The 20,026-nt window shown below is 38.5% G+C and carries 19 protein-coding genes; 11 read left to right on the top strand and 8 right to left on the bottom strand.

Annotation, left to right across the window (positions count from 1 at the left end):
* Window positions 1-21: 21 nt before the first annotated feature.
* From H3Z82_RS03600 to H3Z82_RS03590, 3 genes are all read left to right on the top strand, one after another.
* Window positions 22-501, top strand: a complete 480-nt coding sequence (locus H3Z82_RS03600) for an IPExxxVDY family protein (protein ID WP_182202551.1) — start codon at window positions 22-24, stop codon at window positions 499-501.
* A 3-nt stretch (window positions 502-504) separates the two neighbouring features.
* Complete coding sequence (gene pyk, locus H3Z82_RS03595) at window positions 505-1,947, top strand: pyruvate kinase (RefSeq protein ID WP_182202548.1); 1,443 nt, start codon at window positions 505-507, stop codon at window positions 1,945-1,947.
* 220 nt (window positions 1,948-2,167) lie between these two features.
* Window positions 2,168-2,560, top strand: a complete 393-nt coding sequence (locus H3Z82_RS03590; protein WP_182202546.1) for a hypothetical protein — start codon at window positions 2,168-2,170, stop codon at window positions 2,558-2,560.
* A 15-nt stretch (window positions 2,561-2,575) separates the two neighbouring features.
* Here H3Z82_RS03590 and dinB read toward each other — a convergent pair whose 3' ends face one another.
* A complete protein-coding gene (dinB, locus tag H3Z82_RS03585; RefSeq protein WP_182202545.1) occupies window positions 2,576-3,685 on the bottom strand; it encodes a DNA polymerase IV in 1,110 nt (369 codons plus the stop codon).
* Window positions 3,686-3,729: 44 nt separating this feature from the next.
* On the opposite strand from dinB, the gene H3Z82_RS03580 reads away from it, so the two are divergent.
* The 3 genes from H3Z82_RS03580 to H3Z82_RS03570 are packed head-to-tail and all read left to right on the top strand — an operon-like array spanning window position 3,730 to window position 5,407.
* Entirely contained in the window at window positions 3,730-4,389 is a 660-nt protein-coding gene (locus H3Z82_RS03580; RefSeq protein WP_182202544.1) for an NAD(P)H-binding protein, read from the top strand.
* Window positions 4,382-4,864, top strand: a complete 483-nt coding sequence (locus tag H3Z82_RS03575; protein ID WP_182202543.1) for a CYTH domain-containing protein — start codon at window positions 4,382-4,384, stop codon at window positions 4,862-4,864. Before H3Z82_RS03580 ends, H3Z82_RS03575 begins: the two co-directional genes overlap by 8 nt.
* Window positions 4,865-4,888: 24 nt before the next feature.
* Window positions 4,889-5,407: a YciI family protein gene (locus H3Z82_RS03570; RefSeq protein ID WP_182203012.1), complete on the top strand. Its 519-nt coding sequence runs from the start codon at window positions 4,889-4,891 to the stop codon at window positions 5,405-5,407.
* Window positions 5,408-5,483: 76 nt separating this feature from the next.
* On the opposite strand, the gene H3Z82_RS03565 is transcribed toward H3Z82_RS03570, so the two are convergent.
* From H3Z82_RS03565 to H3Z82_RS03555, 3 genes are all read right to left on the bottom strand, one after another.
* Window positions 5,484-6,008 (bottom strand): heavy-metal-associated domain-containing protein, encoded by a 525-nt coding sequence (locus H3Z82_RS03565; protein WP_182202542.1) that lies wholly within the window; start codon window positions 6,006-6,008, stop codon window positions 5,484-5,486.
* 263 nt (window positions 6,009-6,271) lie between these two features.
* Window positions 6,272-8,347 (bottom strand): M16 family metallopeptidase, encoded by a 2,076-nt coding sequence (locus tag H3Z82_RS03560; protein WP_182202541.1) that lies wholly within the window; start codon window positions 8,345-8,347, stop codon window positions 6,272-6,274.
* A gap of 26 nt (window positions 8,348-8,373) precedes the next feature.
* The gene (locus tag H3Z82_RS03555; protein ID WP_182202538.1) at window positions 8,374-9,693 is read right to left on the bottom strand and encodes a M16 family metallopeptidase; all 1,320 of its coding nucleotides are present in this window, start codon (window positions 9,691-9,693) and stop codon (window positions 8,374-8,376) included.
* 190 nt (window positions 9,694-9,883) lie between these two features.
* Here H3Z82_RS03555 and H3Z82_RS03550 point away from each other — a divergent pair, with 190 nt between their 5' ends.
* The 4 genes from H3Z82_RS03550 to rpmA all read left to right on the top strand — a co-directional run bounded on the left by H3Z82_RS03550 (window position 9,884) and on the right by rpmA (window position 12,968).
* A complete protein-coding gene (locus H3Z82_RS03550) occupies window positions 9,884-10,372 on the top strand; it encodes a DUF4199 domain-containing protein (protein ID WP_182202536.1) in 489 nt (162 codons plus the stop codon).
* Between the two features lie 39 nt (window positions 10,373-10,411).
* Window positions 10,412-11,656 carry an ATP-binding cassette domain-containing protein gene (locus H3Z82_RS03545; protein WP_182202533.1) on the top strand — a complete coding sequence of 415 codons (1,245 nt, stop codon included), beginning with the start codon at window positions 10,412-10,414 and terminating at the stop codon, window positions 11,654-11,656.
* A gap of 193 nt (window positions 11,657-11,849) precedes the next feature.
* Window positions 11,850-12,659, top strand: coding sequence for a 50S ribosomal protein L21 (rplU, locus tag H3Z82_RS03540; RefSeq protein WP_182202530.1), 810 nt, complete (start codon window positions 11,850-11,852; stop codon window positions 12,657-12,659).
* A gap of 48 nt (window positions 12,660-12,707) precedes the next feature.
* The gene (rpmA, locus tag H3Z82_RS03535) at window positions 12,708-12,968 is read left to right on the top strand and encodes a 50S ribosomal protein L27 (protein WP_182202528.1); all 261 of its coding nucleotides are present in this window, start codon (window positions 12,708-12,710) and stop codon (window positions 12,966-12,968) included.
* A gap of 110 nt (window positions 12,969-13,078) precedes the next feature.
* On the opposite strand, the gene H3Z82_RS03530 is transcribed toward rpmA, so the two are convergent.
* The 4 genes from H3Z82_RS03530 to H3Z82_RS03515 all read right to left on the bottom strand — a co-directional run bounded on the left by H3Z82_RS03530 (window position 13,079) and on the right by H3Z82_RS03515 (window position 18,385).
* Window positions 13,079-14,848 carry a MutS-related protein gene (locus H3Z82_RS03530; protein WP_182202525.1) on the bottom strand — a complete coding sequence of 590 codons (1,770 nt, stop codon included), beginning with the start codon at window positions 14,846-14,848 and terminating at the stop codon, window positions 13,079-13,081.
* 97 nt (window positions 14,849-14,945) lie between these two features.
* The gene (locus H3Z82_RS03525; protein WP_182202523.1) at window positions 14,946-15,692 is read right to left on the bottom strand and encodes a succinate dehydrogenase/fumarate reductase iron-sulfur subunit; all 747 of its coding nucleotides are present in this window, start codon (window positions 15,690-15,692) and stop codon (window positions 14,946-14,948) included.
* An 11-nt stretch (window positions 15,693-15,703) separates the two neighbouring features.
* Window positions 15,704-17,701 carry a fumarate reductase/succinate dehydrogenase flavoprotein subunit gene (locus tag H3Z82_RS03520; RefSeq protein ID WP_182202520.1) on the bottom strand — a complete coding sequence of 666 codons (1,998 nt, stop codon included), beginning with the start codon at window positions 17,699-17,701 and terminating at the stop codon, window positions 15,704-15,706.
* Window positions 17,702-17,713: 12 nt separating this feature from the next.
* On the bottom strand, window positions 17,714-18,385 hold the full coding sequence (locus H3Z82_RS03515; protein WP_182202518.1) for a succinate dehydrogenase cytochrome b subunit: 672 nt from the start codon (window positions 18,383-18,385) through the stop codon (window positions 17,714-17,716).
* Window positions 18,386-18,658: 273 nt separating this feature from the next.
* Between H3Z82_RS03515 and H3Z82_RS03510 the strand changes: the two genes are divergently transcribed.
* The gene (locus tag H3Z82_RS03510; RefSeq protein ID WP_182202515.1) at window positions 18,659-19,951 is read left to right on the top strand and encodes an aminopeptidase P family protein; all 1,293 of its coding nucleotides are present in this window, start codon (window positions 18,659-18,661) and stop codon (window positions 19,949-19,951) included.
* Window positions 19,952-20,026 lie beyond the last annotated feature (75 nt).

Raw genomic sequence — 20,026 nt, 5'->3', positions numbered from 1 at the left:
ACAGCTCATGTTATTATCGCTATGGCGTTACACAAACTACTTGTAGATGATTTTTATGACGCATCCTACTCACTTTTAGCCGTACATTGTAGATTGGAAGATTACAGATTAGCGTATCTTCTAAATAAATATTTGAATCTGAACCTGAAACGTCAACCTCAAGATTTAGACTACAAATATTTTGCTGCTTCTTATCCTATTTATGAATGGTTTGATGAAGAGCTTTTCACAACTTGGAACATGGTGTCAAACGTTTGTAAACGAGAGGAGGACAGTCTGCAAAGTTCTGGTTCGTTATTTTTAGCGAACGAAAAAGTATTGAAAACCTATCATTTGCTGCCCGAACTTAAGAATGTGGATTTCTTGATTAAAATCACAAATGATGATCGGTATTTGGACGAAAAGCGGATGGTAGATAAAATTCAGAACATACCTCAAGTAATAACAACCTACGCTATTGATGTAGACCAACTAAGGTCTCGAGATAATTTAATTTTTTGATTAATGCAGAAACGAAAAAAAACAAAAATAGTAGCTACGTTAGGACCAGCTACAAGCACTAAAGCCATACTTAAAGGTATGCTTGATGAGGGTGTGGATGTCTTTAGAATCAATTTCTCACATGCTGATTACACTGATGTTGAAGAACGCATCAAAATGATTCGTGAACTCAATGAGGAGTTTGGATATAATGCGGCAATTTTGGGCGATTTGCAAGGGCCCAAACTACGCGTTGGTGTGATGAAAGGTGAAGTAGTGGTAAATGCAGGTGATGAAATTATTTTTGCAACCGGTAAAAAGTTTGTAGGCACAAAAGAACGTGTTTATATGACCTATGATAAATTTCCACAGGATGCAAAGCCAGGTGAACGTATTTTGCTTGATGATGGCAAATTGATTTTTGAAGTGGTGTCTACAGATAAGAAATCTGAAGTTAAGGCCCGTGTCATTCAGGGTGGCCCATTAAAATCGAAGAAAGGCGTCAACTTACCAAATACGAATATTTCACAGCCGGCATTGACCGAAAAAGATGTTGAAGATGCCATTTTTGCGGTCAAGATGCAAGTGGACTGGATGGCTTTGTCTTTTGTGCGTCATGCGGAAGACCTAATGGAGCTTGAAGAACTGATCAAAAAACATAGTGATCATAAAATTCCGATCATTGCTAAAATTGAAAAGCCGGAAGCCGTTGAAAATATTGACAAAATTGTTGCCTATTGTGACGGTTTGATGGTGGCACGTGGCGATTTGGGTGTGGAAATTCCTGCAGAGGAGGTTCCTTTAATCCAAAAGCAATTGGTTTTAAGAGCAAAACGCGCTCGTATTCCAGTAATTATTGCCACACAAATGATGGAAACGATGATTTCCAGTCTGACGCCAACCCGAGCAGAGGTTAATGACGTAGCCAACTCCGTTATGGATGGTGCTGATGCGGTAATGCTTTCTGGCGAAACTTCTGTGGGGCAATACCCAGTGCAGGTCATCAGACAAATGAGCAATATTGTCAAAAGTGTTGAGGACTCCCCGTTAATTAAAGTGCCGCAATCGCCTCCCCACATTCGCACAAAACGTTACATTACAAAATCTATATGCTTCCACGCCGCAAACATGGCTAATGAAATTAATGCAAGGGCAATTTCAACATTGACCAATAGTGGCTATACCGCCTTTCAAATTTCGGCATGGCGTCCAAGCGCGCATATTTTGGTATTTACTTCCAACCGTCGCATTTTGACCCAACTTAGTATGCTGTGGGGCGTTAAAGCTTTTTTCTACGATAAATTTGTAAGTACCGATGAAACCATTGAAGATGTGAACGCTATAGCGTGTAAGGAGGGTTATCTTGAAATTGGTGATATGTTAGTAAGTTTAGCAGCCATGCCAATACAGGAAAAAGGAATGGTAAATACCTTAAGGGTTACTGAAATTGCCAATTGTAATTTTTAGAGATCTTTACACCACAAGCTTTTAAATCTAAAAACCTCAAAGAACACTTATGTCTTTGAGGTTTTTGTGATATATGTGGAATGGTGAAAAAAAGAATTAGATTTGTGTAGATTCGTATTTTCTGGATTACTTACGCAACTATTAGGCTGAAAACGCATCTATTATTAAAGTGTCTATAAGGGTGCTTTATAGACATTCGGATAATTAAAACAAAACTCTAATGAAAACAGTAGTTCTACTTTTATTGGTGTGCTTAGGTTTTAGCTGCGCCGATACCGACGACAGGAATCCAAAGGTCCTTAATTTAGAAGTGAATGGGTGTTTTGATAAATTTGAAAGTGGTATCGAAATATGTTTGGACTCCATATTTGATGATTCCAGATGTCCTACAGGTTTGGTTTGTGTCTGGGAGGGCGATGCCCTAGCTGCTTTCACCTTGAGGAAAGCAAATACGGTCAAGCGCTTTAATCTACACGCTAATAAACGGTATCAAAATGACACTCTCATTGAAGGTATTGTGGTCAAATTGCTTCAAGTAACGCCGTATCCAACAGCTGACCAACCAGTCAATCCGGATGATTATAGGGCTGAAATTAGTATGGATCAAAATTAGCAGGGGAAATTGGATTTAAAACCCAAATTTCAATTGTACGTTCACGCTTTGTTCAAGGGTATTGGTAGAGGTCGTCTTTTTTTCTTCAGTATTTAGATTGGACATGGATATACCCAATAATCTTACCGAATTGCTCATTTTTTCTTGATATAATAGATCCTTAGCGGTGTCAAGAATGATTTTTTTATCACTTATAAAATAGGGTAGGGTCTTGCTCCTGGTCTGTAGTGTAAAATCGCTGTATTTAATTTTTAAGGTAACCGTTTTACCTGCTACCTTATTTTGATCCAAGCGCTTGGCTACTTCTTTGGCGATTTTTTCAAGTTTTTCAAGCATGAAAATCTCACTCGATAAATTTTCATTAAATGTACGTTCCGCAGCCAAGGATTTTCGGATTCGATTGGGCTTTACCTGACTGTTATGAATGCCTCTAACCAAATAGTAATAGTAGCTTCCTGATTTGCCAAAATGCTGCTCAAGATAATCCAAGGTTCTTGATTTTAGATCTTCACCCGTGAAAATGCCCAATTGGTACATTTTATCTGCAGTTACCTTTCCGACACCGTGAAATTTTCTGATATCCAAAGTCTTAAGAAAGTCCAGTACATCTTCCGGATTAACCGTTTTTTGTCCGTTGGGTTTGTTGTAATCACTGGCAATTTTCGCTACAAATTTATTAATGGATATTCCAGCAGAAGCGGTTAGCCCAACTTCCTTATAAATGCGTTCTCTAATTTCTTGGGCAATTAAAGAAGCACTGGGATTTCCCTTTTTGTTTTCGGTCACATCCAAATAGGCTTCATCCAAAGAAAGTGGCTCGACCAAATCGGTATAATCATAAAATATGGCTCTCACCTGGTTAGAAATTTCTCTATATCGGTCAAATCGTGGCCGTACAAAAATCAATTCCGGACAATTGCGTTTGGCTTGCATTCCGCTCATGGCACTCCTAACTCCAAATTTTCGTGCCTCATAACTTGCGGCGGCTACTACACCTCGTTTTTCACTACCCCCAACGGCCAATGCTTTCCCTTTTAATTCAGGATGATCCATTTGCTCAACAGATGCGTAAAACGCGTCCATATCTACATGAATGATCTTTCTTATTGGTAAATCGTTTGGCATGCCGTAAATTTATAACATCTAATCCGAAACAGAAATTATTAAAGATGGCAAAAACTGCTATTGTATTGGGCGCAACCGGGTTTACAGGAAACATCTTGCTGAAAATGCTCTTGGAAGATGACCGCTATGGTCAGATCAGGGTTTTTGGAAGAAACAGCTGTAATATTAAGCATCCAAAATTAGAAGAATATATCATTGATTTATTTGAATTGGCGCATTACAGCAATAAGTTTAATGCCGATGAGGTGTTTTGTTGTATCGGAACTACAAAAGCAAAAACCTCAAATAAAGAAATTTACACTAAAATTGATTTTGGCATTCCCGTGGCAGCGGCAAAACTCTGTAGAGAGAACGACATTAAAACTTATGTGGTTATTTCAGCCTTGGGAGCCAAAAAAAATAGTAGGGTTTTTTACAATAGAACCAAAGGGAAAATGGAAGCAGTGGTATTGGAGCAACAAATTGAAAATACCTATATTTTGAAACCCTCATTAATTAGTGGGAAGCGCAAGGAGTTTCGATTGGGTGAATACCTGTTTAATGCGGTTATGAGTTTATTTAAACCACTGTTCAAATTCGGAAGTCTTAAACGATATAAACCGATTGCCCCCGAAACTATTGCAAAATGTATGATATGGCTGACAAATAATAACTATGATTCAGGGCGAATAGAATCAGAAAAAATACACGAATTAGGTGAGTGAATTAATTGAAATTGAACGAAAGTTTTTAGTGGTTTCCGATGCTTTCAAATCAGAGGCCTATAAACGAACTCAGATTGTACAAGCTTTTTTAAACTCTGATAAAAGGCGAATTGTTAGAGTGAGAATAAGTGGCGAGGAAGGGTTTTTAACCATTAAGGGCGAACCTTCAACCGATGGTGTATCGCGATTTGAATGGGAGAAACAAATTTCCAAATCAGATGCCAAGGCGCTGTTGAAGTTGTGTGAGGAGGGGGTTATTGATAAAATCAGATACGAAGTGAAATCTGGCGCCCATGTTTTCGAAGTGGATGAGTTTTTTGGAGACAACGACGGACTGATTGTTGCTGAGGTTGAGCTTAGTGAAAGTTCTGAACCCTTTTTAAAACCAAAATGGTTGGGTAAAGAGGTGACTGGGCAACCAAAATATTTTAACGCACAGTTGTTAAAACATCCCTATAAAAGTTGGAATCAGTAAAAAAATTAATTAAAGTTAAGCATGATGAGAAATTTAGTTTGGGTGATAGGTACAGTGTTTTTATTGACGTCCTGTAATGAGAAGTATAGAAAAATTGACAAAGATGATGTGACGGTCAGTTCAGAACGTTTGGATACAATTGTCGCGGCACCCAAATCCCAAACGGAAGTGAGGGAAGAATTGCTGACTAAAGGCTATCAAATATTTGATGTGATTGATGAGAAAACCAAGGATACTATTATCATGCAGCAATATTTTATTGCTTTTTTAAAAAACGGGCCTAATAAAATTCAGAATGAAGAGGAGTCAAAACGATTATTAAAGGAACATTTAGCCCATTTAAAGAAAATGTACGATTTAGGTTATGCCGATATTTCTGGACCGTTCGGTGATGTTGGAGATATTACCGGAATTACCATTTATAACGTACCAACCTTAAAAATGGCAGATAGCCTGGCAAATGCTGATCCTATGGTTCAGGCTGGAAGCTTAGCCATCGAAATTCATCCTTGGTGGGCTCCTAAAGGATATGCATTAAGGTAAATAGTTAAGGTAAATAAAAAACCACTGTTTATACAACATATAACAGTGGTTTGTATAACTGAATATATTAAAAGCGTTATGCTTTTTCTTTTTTAGCGCAACATGCCATTTTACAGTCGTCTTTACATGGTTTTTTGTCAGCAGACGCTTGCTCTTCTCCCATATTTTTATCTGCACAACAAGCCATTTTACAATCGTCGTCACAGTTATGGTCTTTAGAAAACACGTCCACGGTTTTCATTTCATTGACGCTATAGCTATCTGAAACCGATACCACGGCTTCTTCAAGTGATGTTGGGGTTACTTTGGCGTTATCATACTCCACCATTGCTAAACGCGTATCAAAATCGACAGTGGCTGATTTTACACCTTCCATATTTGCTATTTTCTTTTCAATCATTTTAGCACAGCCCATGGCGCAGGTCATCCCATCAATACCAAATTCTGCTTTGGCGTAGGTGGCGTTAGGATCCAATTGGTTCTCAGTGACCTTTTCTGGCTGTGCCGTGTCGACTGTTTTTACTTCTGGCTGAGCTTCTTTACAACTTACTGAAAAGATTGCCAAGACGGTAAGCAATGCAAGTGTTTTGAATGTTTTCATAGTGTATAATAATTAGAACTCCAATGGAGTTAAGGTTTTAGATGCTGATAAAGATCAAAATTAAGAAAAGTTAAGGTTTATTCCATAAAATCAAACAATTAACTCTTCAGAGAACTAAGATAGGAAAGATAAACAAATTATATGTTATTACTATTATCAGTGGTATTTTATGCTCCCAAAGTACTTGATTAGCTTGAATATAAAGCAAAAAAAGTCTGAAGTTTTATGCTTCAGACTTTTATATTTACCCTCAAAAGGAACTGTTAATTGAAATCTGCCTCAGTGACACCTTCATTAACTCTGTGGTTGGTCACGTTCATTTTAATGACTTGCGGCCCTGTAGTTATTGATATGCTATAAGGATACATCATTCCTTTTACTGGCGAATAATTGCCATAATCTTCAACCGTTGTAAAGGTCTGTCCTTGCGCTTCTGTTGTTTTTTCAACTCTCACCAAGTACCCTGACGCCACGTCGTAGTAACGGAATGAATCTTTGCCATTTAAAGTAACTTTAACTTTATAAGCATCTTTTCCATCAATACTGATGACACTCTCTAAAGCGGTAGCACTTGGCTCATAATACAATTCAGGGAAAATGGAATTTTCAGCTTTTTGGTCAGCAATCTGATCTTCTGTTAATTCCAACTTGGCACCTTGTTGTTCAATATAACCAGTAGTGCCATTGAATTTTTGTTTCATGATGACACCCATGCCTTCAATGGACATTTCCAAAGAGGTTTTATTTGGTGTCATTGCTTTCATTTCACCCACCGGAGAAAAGGGCATGCCTTCAATGGTCACATTGGCATCGGTCCAAACGGTTTTGACGTCTTTCGCGTTGTCCTTGCCTCCAACGGCTTCAAAATAAGCGTCCATCACGGTTTGTACAGTCACGCCATCTGGAATTGGTTTTGAAAACTTAGGCTTATCCACAGGGTTACCAAAGGTGTCAAAATACATAATTGGAATTCCTGTTTTTTCTAAGTTTTCTAAAACTTCAGCACCTTTTCCTACAATAATAATCCGGGCGTTTTCAGGTTTGAAATACTTGTTGGCAACACGCTCAACATCTTCAGCAGTAACGGCATTTATTTTCTGTAAGAACGTTTCGTAAAAGTCTTTTGGCAAATTATTTAACTTAATGTTTAAAGCATAGCGGGCCACCGTTTGAGGATTTTCTAAAGCCAATACAAAATCGCCTACATACTTTGCCTTTGCATTTTTAAGCGCCACAGGATCTACAGGCTCTGATTTAATACGTTTAACTTCTTTTAGCGTTTGTACTACCGCACTATCGGTTACTGCGTTTCTGACTGCCGTACTGGTTCTAAAACGACCAATATATTTATCGGCACTCACGTTAGATCCTGCGCCATAAGTGTAGGCATGCTTCTCGCGTAAATTCATATTGAGGTAACTGTCAAAGCCACCACCCAAAATCTTATTGGCAATCAATACGGCATGGTAATCCGGATCGCTCATTTTTAAATTGACGTTGTTGGTCAATACAATGTTTGATTGCACCGCATTTGGCATATCCACAAAATTGATTTGTGTGTATTGTGCATTTGGCATGGCCTCTGGAACATTAGTTTGGATATCGACAGATTTAGTCCAGTTACCAAAACGTTTTTCGATTTGAGATTTAATGGTTTTAAAATCGACATCCCCCACAACCACTAAATAGGCGTGATTAGGATTGAAGCTTTCTTCATAAAACCCCTTTACATCTTCAAAGGTGATATTATTGACCGTTTCAGTGGTAGTAAATTCGCCATAAGGATGATTGACGCCATAAGATAAAGCCCCTCCTACACGCGAAGCGACAGCATCAACACTTTTTTCCTGTGTCTTTAAACCTTCAATAAGCCGTTCTTTCTCTTTGATAAATTCCTCCTCAACTAACAATGGGTGGATGGCCGCTTGAGCCATTAATTCTAAAATTCTATCTGCATATTGAATTAGGCCACTAGCAAAGGCACTTGAAGATCCAAAACTTAAGCGTGCGCCCATGAAATCAATTTCTTCATTGAACTCCTCTTTGGAGATTGACGTTGTTCCGTTGCCTAACATAGCACCAACAATACTTGAAACTCCAGCTTTAGCGCCTTCTGTTTTTGGTTTGTTGTCTATGGTCAGATTAAATGAGACCCTCGGAAGTTTATGGTTTTCAACAACCATCACTTTCATTCCATTTTTAAGGGTGAATTCTTGCGGTGATTTTAAATCGATCTTTGGTGCAGGACCTGGTTGCGGTTGTTTTGAACGATCAATTTGTGCATGAGCAGAAAAAGCCATAAAAAACACCATTAAGAACCCTGATATATAAGTTTTCATATAGTACAATGTTTGTTTAAATTTAATTATTGGTTATCTTTTTTTGGAAGATAGTCAAGCTCAAGACGTTGGTTTGAACTCAAATACTTTTTGGCCACATCTCTGATTTCCTCTCTTGTGACAGAACGATAGATATCAATTTCACTGTTAATAAGGTTTACGTCACCTTTTAAGAGGTAGTTGGTTGCCAAATTAGAAGCAATACCTGCAATGCTCGCGTTGGAGTTCACATATTGATTTTCAAATTGATTTTTAAGTTTTTGGTAATCTCTTTCAGAGATGAGCTCATTTTGGAGTTTTACAATCTCCTCATCCATTTCAGCCAGTAAGCTGTCCAGAGACACATCGCCTAAAGGCAATGCTAAGATTGCAAATATACTGTAGTCCATTTGGCCCACATTAATAGCTTGCGCTTGAAGTGCCATTTTCTTCTCATCGACCATTTTTTTGTAAAGTACTGAACTTTTACCGCCACTTAGGTAGCTTGAAATCATATCTAAGATATACGATTCACGTTCTTTAAATCCTGGTGTACGGTAAGCTGCAATGACCGCTGGTATTTGAATGTTGTCATCGTAATAATTGGCTTTGATCGTTTCGGTAATAGGCGTTTCTTCTGGAAAATTTCTCACGACATCAGCACCTCTTGGGATGGGACCAAAATAATCCTTTACCATTTTTTTGGTCTTTGCGACATCTATATCACCTGCAACGACTAACACCGCATTGTTTGGCACATAGTATTTTTTGAAATAAACTTCAAACTCCTCTAAAGTAGCCGCATCCAGGTCTTCCATTTCACCAATAAGCTTCTCTTTGTAAGGATGTACTTTGAATAAATTTTCTCCAATTGCAGCTAAAAATCCGCCATAAGGAGCGTTATCAAAACGCAATCTTTTTTCTTCTTTCACCACTTCATTTTGAGTATCTACACCAATTTGATTGATAATAGGGTGCATCAAACGCTCAGACTCCATCCATAAACCCAATTCTAAATTGTTGGATGGGAAGATTTCATAATAGTAGGTGCGGTCCTGAGACGTATTGGCATTGTTGGAACCGCCATTTGAGGAAACAATGGTAAACCACTCGCCACGACCAATGTTTTTGGTCCCTTCAAACAATAAATGTTCAAAAAAATGTGCGAAGCCAGTACGACCGGGTTCATAATCTTTCCCTCCAACGTCATACATGACTGAGGTAATTACTACGGGAGCTGAATTGTCTTGATGAAGAATGACGTGTAAACCGTTGTCTAAATCAAACTCCTCAAATTCAACCTGTTGTGCATTGGCAAGGGTGCCAAGAAGCAGCAATGAGGTCAAAGAGAATAAGAATTTTTTCATTGTGTGTTTTTTAAATATTAGTTATCGTATACTATAAGTAACCTTAGGTGAACATTTGTTACAAGTGTCAACAAAAATAAGAAATGATTATGCCAATTGCGTAAGCGAGACAAAAAATAAGTCTGAAAAATTGTTTTAATAAGGATTTTTTTACGAATTTTAATATTTGAAAGTTAAAAACATGCATTTTATGAACAGATCCTTATCAGTGGCCTTAAAGTATGGGCTGTTTGTTGCCGGTAGCCTAATAGCTTATTTCTTGATTTTGAAATTGTTTCATTTGCATGATCAACCTTGGCTACGTTTAGCTAATGGACTGTTTATGGCCGCGGGGATTTATTTTGCCATCAAGACTTACAAGTTTAAACACAGTGCAGAATTCACCTATGTAGATGGTTTTAAAACCGGGCTTCTTACTGGTTTTATTGCCACAGGAGTGTTTATTGTATTTATGGCTGTTTATATGTTCCATCTCGATACGGAGTTTCCAGATACCATTTTAAAAAGCTGGTTTGATAATGCGGAGCGTGGCGGTGGCATCTTAATTATTATCATCTTAATGGAAGGACTCGCCTCAACAGCTGTATTAACCTTAACTTGGATGCAAATCTTTAAGAAAAGCCAACACGTGGGTCAGCAGGAGCATATTGGTGATGACTCCCAGAAAGACAAACGCTAAGATTAGCTTTGTATTAACGTCAATTAGACATTCAGAACCTTGAGTCAAAGCCTTATTCATTACGGCATCGTTGTATCCAATTCTCTTGATAAAAAAGCCTTCACACACCATCTTTTGTCCAAGAAAAGTACAGGTGCGCTGCGTGTTTTTAATGAATTGGATGGCGTTTTGTTTTCTGATTTAGCCATTGCAGAGCTTATAGAAAAGGAGCACAAACATCACACCATTGAAATCACAACGCCAAAAAACAGACCGTTGCACACTTTTTCTTCAGGCGAACGACGAAAACTTTTTTTAGAATACTGCTTATCTAAAAATCCAGACTATATCATTTTTGATAATCCTTTTGATCATCTGGATCAGGCATCAAGAATGGCTTTGTACAATCAGCTTTTAAAGTTATCACATTCCATTTCCATACTTCAATTAGTGCATCACGAAAGGGATCTGATGCCATTCATTAAAAAAACAAGCTTCGTCTCTGGAACTTGCCTCGTTGTTTCCGAATCAGATACCAAAACTCAACCGCAAACTACTCAATTAAAACCTGTTTTGCCGAGTGCACTGGTCACCTTCACTAATACTTATAACGTTCTCGTTAAATTCTATAAGGTTTCTGTTAACTATGGGGAGCAGTCCATCGTCAAAAATATTTCATGGGAGATTAAACATGGCGAGTTTTGGCAATTAATTGGGCCCAATGGCTCAGGAAAAAGTACGCTGTTAGCTTTAATTACTGGCGATAATCCGAAAGCCTTTGGACAAGACATCACCATCTTTGATAGAAAAAAAGGAAGTGGTGAAAGTGTTTGGGACATCAAAAAAAATATCGGGTATTTCTCTACGCATCTGACCGAATTGTTCGAAAGGAACCATACAGTTGGGCAGATGGTTTTATCAGGTTTTTTTGATTCCGTTGGATTATATGTAAAACCCAGTGCGATGCAACAGCAGAAAGCCTTACAATGGCTTGATGTTATTGAGATGAGGCATTTAAAAGATGCCTATTTCAATAGATTGAGTTTGGGGCAGCAACGCTTGGTTTTAATTATAAGAGCTGTAATTAAACAGCCACCCTTATTAATTTTGGACGAACCTTTTGAAGGTTTAGATCCTGAAAACACCGCTTTGGTGTCTCAATTGATCAATGGCCTGGTGGAATATTCCGAAATCGCAATCATTTATGTCTCTCATACCATTGAAAATTCGTTGGCGCCGTCACATATTTATGAATTGATGCCTACTAATGATGGCTCAATTGGGCGGATAAAACCTGAGGAATAAGTGGGTTTTTAAAGTTGATTATTATTTTCGTTAGCTTCGATTCCTCAGGTCTATAGGATAAAAATCCGTCCTCTTTCTTCAAGTTAGAGCAATTATTCGGTTCTGGCGTTAAAAAACGTTTGTAGTTTAATTATTTAGATGTATATTTGCACCCATTTTAAAATAAAAATTAACTAATTTTAAACGTTACGCTATGTACGCAATTGTAGAGATAGCAGGGCAACAATTCAAAGTTGAAAAAGACCAGAAAGTGTTTGTTCATCGTTTAGCAACAGAAGAGGGAGAGACTGTGTCTTTCGATAATGTTCTTTTGATTGGTGATGGTGATAAATTTACTTTAGGCGCCCCGGCTATAGACGGAGCTCAAGTAGGAGCAAAAGTCTTAAGTCACCTTAAAGGTGATAAAGTTATCGTTTTCAAAAAGAAAAGACGTAAAGGTTACCGTGTAAAAAAGGGACACCGTCAAGCTCTTACTGAAATCGTTATTGAAAGCATTGTTGCTTCTGGAGCTGTTAAAGCGATCAAAGCTGAAAGCAAAGGAGCTGTTAAAGCGACCAAAGCTGAAAGCAAAGGAGCTGCTAAAACCGACAAAACTGTAAAAGCTAAACCTGCTAAGGCAGAAAAGGCTGCGCCAGTTCAAGAGGCTAAGAAAGCAGAACCTAAGAAAGCTGCTAAAAAAGAAGTTGAAGTCAGTGAGAATTTAGTAACTCGTGCAGAGCACAGAGCGGAAGATGCGAACGTTGAAATCAACATTGATAAAGTGCTTCACAGTATCGGAACTGCGTTAAAAGCAGATGCTGATGATTTGAAATTAATCAATGGCATAGGTCCTGTTTACGAAGAAAAGCTCAATGAACTAGGTATTTATACCTTTGAGCAAATCAGCAAGTTGAAAGCTGCTGATAGAGATGAACTTTCAGCAATCGACGGTATCACTCGTGAGAAAATCGAATCTGATGAGTGGGTAAAACAAGCAAAAGCTTTGTTGAAAGACAAAAAATAATATAATAACCTGTCTGCTGAACTAGCAGATATTTAAAACCTTAAGACAATGGCTCATAAAAAAGGAGTTGGTAGTTCTAAAAACGGTAGAGATTCAGAATCGAAACGCCTTGGTGTGAAGATTTATGGCGGTCAAGCTGCTGTTGCCGGAAATATCATCGTAAGACAAAGAGGCTATACACATCACCCAGGTGAAAATGTGTATGGTGGAAAAGATCACACTTTGCATGCACAAGTTGATGGTCTTGTGAAATTCACAAAGAAAAAAGACAATAGGTCTTATGTATCAATTGAACCGTTTGAGGTTTAATCGTTATAGATTTCTTTTCATATCTAAAAACCCTTTCTGTTAGCAGAAAGGGTTTTTGATTTATAGTAGTTTACTGTCGCAAATGAGATCTGAGACTGGATTTTTGCATACTATATAATCTCCATCTTCTTCAGTAAAAAACTGGCATTCATATTTTTACAAACTCCTGTTTTAAATGTATAATCAAAATAGAGTTCGTCATTGATAATTTCTGCATCAAAATAGTAGTTTTTTACTTCTTCAAGTTCATTTTCAATTTCACACAAACTCAAATCGTGGGTGGCAATAATGCCCGTAGCGTTTGAAGCCACCAGTTTTTCGACAAATTTACGCGAACCAATAGCTTTGTCCGTACTATTTGTACCTTTTAGAATTTCATCTAAAATGATAAAATAAGACTCTTCTTGAATGGCGTCCACGATGAATTTTAAGCGTGTCAATTCTGAAAAGAAATAGGAACTGTCATCCGTCAATGAATCGCTGGTGCGCATGCTTGTAATCAATTTAACGGGATTGTACACACTTGCGGTTGCACAAACGGGTAGTCCAACATTGGCCATAACTATATGTAGCGAAACCGTTCTTAAGAAGGTGCTCTTGCCAGCCATATTAGCCCCTGTCACAATAAAAAATTGTTCGTTGGCAATGGTTAAATCATTATCGACGCGTTTTTTGGTTTTTAACAGAGGATGCCCAAGTTGTGTGGCCTTAATAACGTGTTCGCCTGTGGTAATTTCTGGAAAAACATACTGAGGGTGGTTAAACGCATAATTCCCCAAGCTGTTGTAAGCATCAAATAATGAGACAACCTCAAACCAATCCTCAACTTTGTCTTTGTATTCAGATAACCATTGCTCCACCTTATAGCTGTTTTTTAAATCGGTCAGAAAGAAACCATTTCCAAATATGGCCGAAATAAAATTATTCCGATTATCCAAGGCATCTAATGCTTTGGATAGTTTTGTGAAAATGGCTGATGCTCTTTCCGATTCGGATTGAATATATTTTTGCTTGTCAGATAGCAATTCGGATTTGAAATCCTCGTCTTCAATTTGTTTCAATAGCAAGGTGTATTGCTTGAAGGTTTCTTTAATTTTTTCAGTATGGAAAGATAGTGCGTTGACTTTCTTTAAATAAATACCTGTAATACCTAAGCCTAAAATTAGCCAATATCCCAAAAAACCTAGACTTAAGACTTCTAAAAAAACCAGTGAGAACATGATGATGGTGCCAGCCAAAAATGCATAAGGCAACCACTTCATGATCTTTGGCATGAATGAATTATGGGTTTTAAGCCAACTGATGATAGTTATGGCTGGGGTCTCAACCTTTATCAAGCTAGCGGTAGCAGAATAGAGCTGACGCCATTCAGGTTTTGAAGCCAGTTCTTTAATGGCCTCTTGACGTTTTTCAATAGCCTCCGTCTTGTTTGCTTTTAAAGCCTCGGCAAGTTGCTGGGTGCCCTCATTGATCACAGTTCTATTTAGGTGTTGAAAGAAGGAGCCGCGTCCAAACAAGTCGATATCCAAACTGTAAAAATGTAAGGGGTCTTGAAAAGCGAGGCCCGACTCTCGGTCATGAAACTTACCCGAACTGATTTCCAGTTCCGAATTATTGATCTCTGTCAAAGCCAATTTTAATTGTCTTTGCGCTTTAATATCGGTGTACTTGGATAATAAAAAGATGAAAATTAAGATTCCAGCCACGGCCAGACCTGCTGCAATTTGCCAATTTGAAAAGGTTAAATAGATGCCAAGAAGCGTTGCTAAAAATACCATTATGCGCAATATGCTGTATAAGGTCATTTTCTTATAGAGTGCATCTGCTTCTGATTGATAGAGCTTAAAATGTTCTTGATAATATAAATCTGGGTTTTGCATGATTAAAATTTGAGAGTCAAAGAAACAAAAAATCCCAATGTGTCATTGGGATTTTTTAAGTTATTAATGCCTTCGTTTTCGGAAGGATAGGTGGTAATTAGCCTTTTAAGCTTGCTGCCATATATTCACGATTCATGCGTGCAATGTATTCCAGCGAAATGCCTTTAGGGCATTCCATTTCACAGGCTCCAGTGTTGGTACAGTTACCAAACCCTTCTTCATCCATTTGTTTTACCATGTTAAGAACCCGCTCGGTGGCTTCAACCTTACCTTGTGGTAATAAGGCATATTGTGAGACTTTAGCCGCCACGAACAGCATGGCCGAAGAGTTTTTACAACTCGCTACACAGGCCCCACATCCAATACAGGTTGCAGCTTCAAATGCCTCATCAGCATCGTGTTTGTTCACCGGAATTGCATTGGCGTCAATCGTATTTCCAGAAGTATTTACTGAAATAAATCCACCAGCATGTTGAATCCGTTCAAATGAACTTCTATCAACAACCAAATCTTTGATCACCGGAAATGCATTGGCTCTAAAGGGTTCAATAAAAATGGTGTCTCCGTCCTTAAACATACGCATGTGTAATTGACAGGTCGTAATGCCTTTATCAGGTCCGTGTGGCTCACCATTAATATGGAGTGAGCACATGCCACAAATGCCTTCACGACAGTCATGGTCAAATGCCACAGGCTCTTCGCCCTTATTGATTAAGTCTTCGTTTAAAATGTCCAACATTTCCAAGAAGGACATATCGCCATCAATGCCATCGATTGGATATTCGACTATCTTTCCTTTTGTATCGGCGTTTTTTTGACGCCATATTTTTAAAGTTAATTTCATAACGTTCCTTCTTATTTATAACTTCTTTCTTTCACTTCAATATTCTCAAACTCCAATTCCTCTTTATGAAGAACGGCATCTTTTGGCGCGCCTTTAAATTCCCATGCTGCGACATATTGGAATTCTGGACGTCTTAAAGCTTCCCCTTCTTCAGTTTGAAATTCTTCTCTAAAATGACCTCCTGCAGATTCCTCTCTTTCAAGAGCATCCTTTGCAAAAAGTTCACCCAGTTCTAAGTAGTCAGCTACTCGCATGGCTTTTGCCAACTCTTCATTATATTCATTTTGAATTCCTGGAACCCTTACATCTTTCCAAAACTCTTCACGAAGTTCTGCAATTTCAACAATTGCCTCTCTCAAGCCTTGAGCATTCCTGGCCATTCCGCATTTATTCCACATAATCTTACCAAGACGCTTATGGAAATGATCAACAGAATGAGTTCCATTATTATTGATTAAATGCTCCAAGTTATCCTTAACACTTTTTTCAGCCTCATCAAATTCTGGTGTATCCGTTGGAATTTTTCCTGTTCTGATATCCTGGGCCAGATAATCACCAATGGTGTAAGGTAGGACAAAATAGCCATCTGCCAATCCTTGCATCAATGCTGACGCACCGAGGCGGTTAGCACCGTGATCAGAGAAATTAGCTTCGCCAATGCAATACAATCCTGGAACATTGGTCATTAAATTATAATCCACCCAAAGACCACCCATGGTATAATGCACCGCTGGGTAAATCATCATTGGTGTTTCATACGGATTCTGATCAACAATCTTTTCGTACATCTGAAAGAGGTTGCCATACTTTTCTTTGATGACTTCCTGTCCAAATTTTTTGACTACTTTAGGGTCGTTTTCATCATAACCTCTTACGTGAGCACGTTCTTTTCCGTAGCGTTCAATGGCGGAAGCGAAGTCCAAAAACACAGCTTCACCAGTCTTATTGACACCGTAACCAGCGTCACAACGCTCCTTCGCAGCCCGAGAGGCCACATCACGAGGTACTAGGTTTCCGAAAGCTGGATAGCGACGCTCTAAGTAATAATCTCTATTTTCTGCAGGTATATCTGTAGGTTTTAATTTGCCTTCTCTAATGGCCAACACATCATCCATATTTTTTGGTACCCAAATACGTCCGTCATTACGAAGCGATTCAGACATCAAGGTCAATTTAGATTGATGCTCACCAGAAACAGGAATACAGGTTGGGTGAATTTGTGTATAACACGGATTTGCAAAGAACGCGCCACGCTTGTGCGCTTTCCAGGCGGCAGTTACGTTACTTCCCATGGCATTGGTGGATAAGAAAAAGACGTTTCCGTAACCTCCAGTACCCAAAACAACGGCGTGAGCGGAATGACGTTCCACTTCTCCAGTGACTAAGTTTCTTGCAATAATGCCTCGAGCTTTACCGCCAACTACCACTACATCCAACATTTCATGACGGTTGTACATCGTAATTTTTCCACGGCCAATCTGACGGTTCATTGCTGAGTAAGCACCCAATAATAATTGTTGTCCTGTTTGTCCTGCCGCATAGAATGTACGTGATACCAATACACCACCAAAAGAACGGTTATCTAGATAGCCACCATATTCACGAGCAAAAGGAACTCCTTGCGCTACGCATTGGTCAATGATATTGGCCGAAACTTCTGCCAATCTATAAACGTTTGCTTCACGAGAACGGTAATCGCCACCTTTTACAGTATCATAAAATAATCTGTAGGTAGAATCACCATCACCTTGATAGTTTTTTGCAGCGTTGATACCACCTTGTGCGGCGATAGAGTGTGCACGTCGTGGCGAATCTTGAAAACAAAATGCTTTTACGTTATAACCAAGTTCGGCTAAGGTTGCTGCCGCAGACCCACCGGCCAATCCAGTACCCACAACTATTACATCAATGTTACGCTTGTTAGCTGGGTTGACAAGGTTAATATTATTTTTATAATTAGTCCACTTATCGGCAAGTGGCCCTTTTGGTATTTTTGAATCTAAAGCCATATTAGATGTTTTTTAGTTGAAGTGATGATAAAGAGCAATGAAAATAAATCCTAAAGGGATGATTATGGCATAAGCCTTACCAAATCCTCTTAATCCTCTGGTGTATTTATTATTGGCGCCCACCGACTGAAATGCGGAACTGAACCCATGTAATAAATGCAATGCCAAAAACACAAATGCCAAACAGTACAGTGCTACGCGCCATCCGTCCACAAATTTGTGCTGTAAATGTTCAAAATAGCGATACTCGCCATTGTCAAGCAATCCTGACATATCTCCATCAATGAATTTTACTTGAATTTCTGGAAACCAAAAATCGTAAAAGTGAAGTCCAAGGAAGAGTAAGATGACCGCTCCTGTGTAAATCATGTTTCTACTCATCCAAGTAGAATTGGCATTGCCATTATATTTGACATACCCAATGCTTCTTGCGTTTCTATTTCTTATTTCCAGCACCATGCCCATGACGAAATGAAAAATGACGCCAAAAATTAAAATTGGTTGAAAAATATATTGCACAACCCAAAAGGTACCCATAAAATGTGAAGCCTCGTTAAATATGTCGGCACTGAACACAGAAAGGATGTTAATTGCAAAATGCTGTACTAAGAAGATCATGAGAAAGAATGCCGAAAGCGCCATGGCAAACTTTCTTCCAACTGAAGAATTAAAAATTCCGCCCATATTTGTAGTTAGTTTAATGTGACACAAAGATACGCTTCAAACGATTGAATGACAAGAAATAGATTTAATTATACTTATTTGGAATGATTTTAATTAAAGAGAAGGATCTGTCTGTTTTGAAAATCATAGGAAGCTGTGCATCCATTTGGTTTGTTCATCTAAATGTAAACATAATGAAAATGCCAGCAAAATCTGTGGTTAAATGTTTCATAAAAAGAAATGAGATTTTTTTAACCTCGGCCAAATCTGTAATTTTGAAAAAACGACAATACCATGAAATACGACAGAATAGACGCTAAACTTTTTATTAAAAACCGAAAAAATTTTATGGCTCAGATGAAGTCAAATAGTTTGGCGGTTTTTAATTCCAATGATATTTATCCAATCAGTGCCGACAGTACTATGCCATTTCAGCAACATCGGGATATTTTTTATCTGAGTGGTGTGGATCAGGAAGAAAGTATTTTGGTGCTTTTTCCTGATTGTCCGAATGAAAAGCATCGCGAAATTTTATTCTTGAAAGAAACCAACGATCATATTGCCGTTTGGGAAGGCGAGAAGCTGACCAAGGAAGCTGCTTTTGAGACCTCAGGTGTTAAAACCGTTTATTGGTTGCAGGACATGGAGAAAATAATGTTTGAATTGATGTCGCAATGTGACACCGTTTATATCAACACCAACGAGCATTATCGTGCGAATGTAGAAACGGAGACTCGTGAAGACCGTTACACCAAATGGCTTAAAGAAAAATACCCTGCGCATTCTGTAGCCAAAAGCAATCCTATTTTGCAACGTTTACGATCTGTGAAAGATCCAATAGAAATTGATTTAATGCAAAAAGCCTGTAACATTACCGAAAAAGGCTTTAGACGACTTTTAAATTTTGTAAAACCGGGGGTTTGGGAGTATGAAATTGAAGCAGAACTGATGCATGAGTTTTTGAGAAATCGTTCAAGAGGATTTGCTTACACCCCAATTATAGCAGCTGGTAATAATGCCAACGTGCTACATTATGTGGTCAATAACCAGCAATGTAAGGCCGGCGATTTGATTTTATTGGATGTTGGTGCAGAGTATGCCAATTATGCAAGTGATATGACGCGAACCATTCCTGTGTCTGGGAAATTTTCGAAGCGTCAAAAAGAGGTATATAATGCAGTTAACCGTGTGAAAAAGGAGGCTCAAAAAATGTTGGTGCCTGGAACGATTTGGGCGGACTATCACGTAGAGGTTGGAAAAATAATGACGTCTGAATTGTTAGGTTTGAAATTATTGGACAAAGCCGATGTTCAAAATGAAGACAAAGATTGGCCGGCTTACAAGAAATATTTTATGCACGGCACCAGTCATAATATCGGATTGGATACGCACGATTACGGAATTTTAACCGAACCGATGCAAGCTAATATGGTGTTTACCGTTGAGCCCGGAATTTATATTCCTGAAGAAGGCTTTGGCATTCGACTGGAAGATGATTTGGTGATTCAGAAAAAAGGAGCGCCATTTAACTTGATGGGTAATATCCCTATTGAAGCAGATGAGATTGAAGAGATCATGAATGCATAAAGAATGGTAGAGGCTCTTTGCAAAGAGCCTCTACTATAATCCTGGCCTAATTGGTTTCCGCCAAAGAATATGATA

The sequence above is a fragment of the Gelidibacter maritimus genome, assembly GCF_014062315.1.
GTDB classification, from domain to species: Bacteria; Bacteroidota; Bacteroidia; order Flavobacteriales; family Flavobacteriaceae; genus Gelidibacter; species Gelidibacter maritimus.
The sequence above is the reverse complement of the archived record's forward strand: the minus strand, read 5'-3'. Positions and strand labels throughout refer to the sequence as shown.

Excerpts from the sequence above, each read along its gene's own strand:
- H3Z82_RS03600 (WP_182202551.1), top strand. The coding sequence starts at position 22 with ATGGCGTTACACAAACTACTTGTAGATGATTTTTATGACGCATCCTAC.
- pyk (WP_182202548.1), top strand. The coding sequence starts at position 505 with ATGCAGAAACGAAAAAAAACAAAAATAGTAGCTACGTTAGGACCAGCT.
- H3Z82_RS03590 (WP_182202546.1), top strand. The coding sequence starts at position 2,168 with ATGAAAACAGTAGTTCTACTTTTATTGGTGTGCTTAGGTTTTAGCTGC.
- dinB (WP_182202545.1), bottom strand. The coding sequence starts at position 3,685 with ATGCCAAACGATTTACCAATAAGAAAGATCATTCATGTAGATATGGAC.
- H3Z82_RS03580 (WP_182202544.1), top strand. The coding sequence starts at position 3,730 with ATGGCAAAAACTGCTATTGTATTGGGCGCAACCGGGTTTACAGGAAAC.
- H3Z82_RS03570 (WP_182203012.1), top strand. The coding sequence starts at position 4,889 with ATGAGAAATTTAGTTTGGGTGATAGGTACAGTGTTTTTATTGACGTCC.
- H3Z82_RS03565 (WP_182202542.1), bottom strand. The coding sequence starts at position 6,008 with ATGAAAACATTCAAAACACTTGCATTGCTTACCGTCTTGGCAATCTTT.
- H3Z82_RS03560 (WP_182202541.1), bottom strand. The coding sequence starts at position 8,347 with ATGAAAACTTATATATCAGGGTTCTTAATGGTGTTTTTTATGGCTTTT.
- H3Z82_RS03555 (WP_182202538.1), bottom strand. The coding sequence starts at position 9,693 with ATGAAAAAATTCTTATTCTCTTTGACCTCATTGCTGCTTCTTGGCACC.
- H3Z82_RS03550 (WP_182202536.1), top strand. The coding sequence starts at position 9,884 with ATGAACAGATCCTTATCAGTGGCCTTAAAGTATGGGCTGTTTGTTGCC.
- rplU (WP_182202530.1), top strand. The coding sequence starts at position 11,850 with ATGTACGCAATTGTAGAGATAGCAGGGCAACAATTCAAAGTTGAAAAA.
- rpmA (WP_182202528.1), top strand. The coding sequence starts at position 12,708 with ATGGCTCATAAAAAAGGAGTTGGTAGTTCTAAAAACGGTAGAGATTCA.
- H3Z82_RS03530 (WP_182202525.1), bottom strand. The coding sequence starts at position 14,848 with ATGCAAAACCCAGATTTATATTATCAAGAACATTTTAAGCTCTATCAA.
- H3Z82_RS03525 (WP_182202523.1), bottom strand. The coding sequence starts at position 15,692 with ATGAAATTAACTTTAAAAATATGGCGTCAAAAAAACGCCGATACAAAA.
- H3Z82_RS03520 (WP_182202520.1), bottom strand. The coding sequence starts at position 17,701 with ATGGCTTTAGATTCAAAAATACCAAAAGGGCCACTTGCCGATAAGTGG.
- H3Z82_RS03515 (WP_182202518.1), bottom strand. The coding sequence starts at position 18,385 with ATGGGCGGAATTTTTAATTCTTCAGTTGGAAGAAAGTTTGCCATGGCG.
- H3Z82_RS03510 (WP_182202515.1), top strand. The coding sequence starts at position 18,659 with ATGAAATACGACAGAATAGACGCTAAACTTTTTATTAAAAACCGAAAA.